Origin of the sequence: Bradyrhizobium sp. Cp5.3 (assembly GCF_000426265.1) — a bacterium.
GTDB classification, from domain to species: Bacteria; Pseudomonadota; Alphaproteobacteria; order Rhizobiales; family Xanthobacteraceae; genus Bradyrhizobium; species Bradyrhizobium neotropicale.
Genome location: NZ_AUFA01000142.1, coordinates 1 through 1,393, shown reverse-complemented (window position 1 = coordinate 1,393; position 1,393 = coordinate 1). Strand labels below are relative to the sequence as shown.

1 protein-coding gene and 1 pseudogene are annotated in these 1,393 nt (G+C 59.4%); one reads left to right on the top strand and one right to left on the bottom strand.

All coding sequences use genetic code 11. The features are described 5' to 3' along the window. Positions 1 to 204 precede the first annotated feature (204 nt). Complete coding sequence (locus tag K289_RS0140855; RefSeq protein ID WP_027556547.1) at positions 205 to 618, top strand: TfoX/Sxy family protein; 414 nt, start codon at positions 205 to 207, stop codon at positions 616 to 618. 115 nt (positions 619 to 733) lie between these two features. On the opposite strand, the pseudogene K289_RS0140850 reads toward K289_RS0140855, so the two are convergent. Next, positions 734 to 1,312, bottom strand: a pseudogene (locus tag K289_RS0140850) (IS630 family transposase); the annotation flags it as partial. Positions 1,313 to 1,393 lie beyond the last annotated feature (81 nt).

Below are 1,393 nucleotides of genomic sequence, written 5' to 3'. Positions count from 1 at the left end.
GGTGCTCAACAATGAATCACAACAGATTCTTCCGATTCAAGATTTCGCCCGCAGCGCGTCGTTCAAATCCGATTCCAAATGTGGGTAATTGAAAGTCCGGCTAAGCGCTTACAGTGATCATGCTGATCGTCGCTTATCTTCGGCGGCAAGGCGCAACATCTGCGGCGGCATCGAATTTGATGCCGCTCTTTCTTGGGGACGTTGATGGTCTCCAGCGACAGCTTTGCCGAGTTCCTTTGCGAGCAACTCGCTCCACTCGGGCGCATAGCGATGGGGCGCATGTTCGGCAAGACAGGCGTGTTCTGTGACGGGTTTATGCTCGCCATGGTGAGGGACGACACGCTTTATTTCCGGGTTGACGATGACAGCCGGGCAGCCTTCAAGGAAGCGGAGTCCTTTCCGCCCCTCAACTACGAAAAGAAGGGCGGCACCATCGACCTCTCCTTTTGGCGCGCGCCGGAGCGATTGTTCGACAAGCCCGATGAACTCGTCACGTGGGCGCGACTGGCGCTGGAGGCAGCGCGGCGGGTCGCGGTGAAGAGGGAACGGACGGCGCCAGGACGCAACCGACGCCCTGGGAAACCGGGAAAGCAGCGGACGCGTCGCGCAAAATCATAGGGCTTTTGCAAATCATCCGATTGGAATGGATTGCAAGAGGGAGCGAAATCCTACGCTCTCGTGACCGCCTTCTCATCCACCACAACGGGGACCGCCTAGTGTCTTTGCACAGTGATTATGACTCTTTGGAAGCGCCGGGATAGGCGCGGCCCATTTTGTCTCGGGCTTTGTCCGTGGTGAACATCCATTTGATTCGCGAGCGTGCGGCATTCCTCTGGCGTTTCCAGGCGGCGATTTCGCGGCGTAGTCGTTTGGGGTCGTCGATCCTGCGATCGAGGCACTGTCCTCGCAAGACGCCGATCTCGATCTCGACCATGTTGAGCCAGCTTGCGTGCTTGGGAGTGTAGTGGAACTCGAGCCGGCGCAGAATCCGTCGGGCTTCGGCGGGCGGGAATGTCTGATAGAGGGCGCCGGCAGAGTGGGTCGATAGATTGTCCTGGACGACCCGGATGGTCTCGGCGTCGGGATAATGGACGTCGACGAGCTCGCGCATGCATTGGGCGTAGTCTACGGCGGCGCGGCGCTCGGTGACTTTGACCTTGCGCCAGGAGCGATGCACGTCGAGCAGGACGAAGAGGTTGACGGTGCCGTTGCGACGATACTCGTAATCGTAACGTTCGAGCCGGCCGGGCTCGGCAAGGATCGGCTGGCGCGCCTCGCCGATGAGCTGCACCGGGCTTTCATCGAAGATTCCATGGGGAGTAGATAGCGACCAGGTCTGAGGCCAGACTGAGGTTGCTGAATCCATTCAACCTGGAGACGACGATGTTGCTCG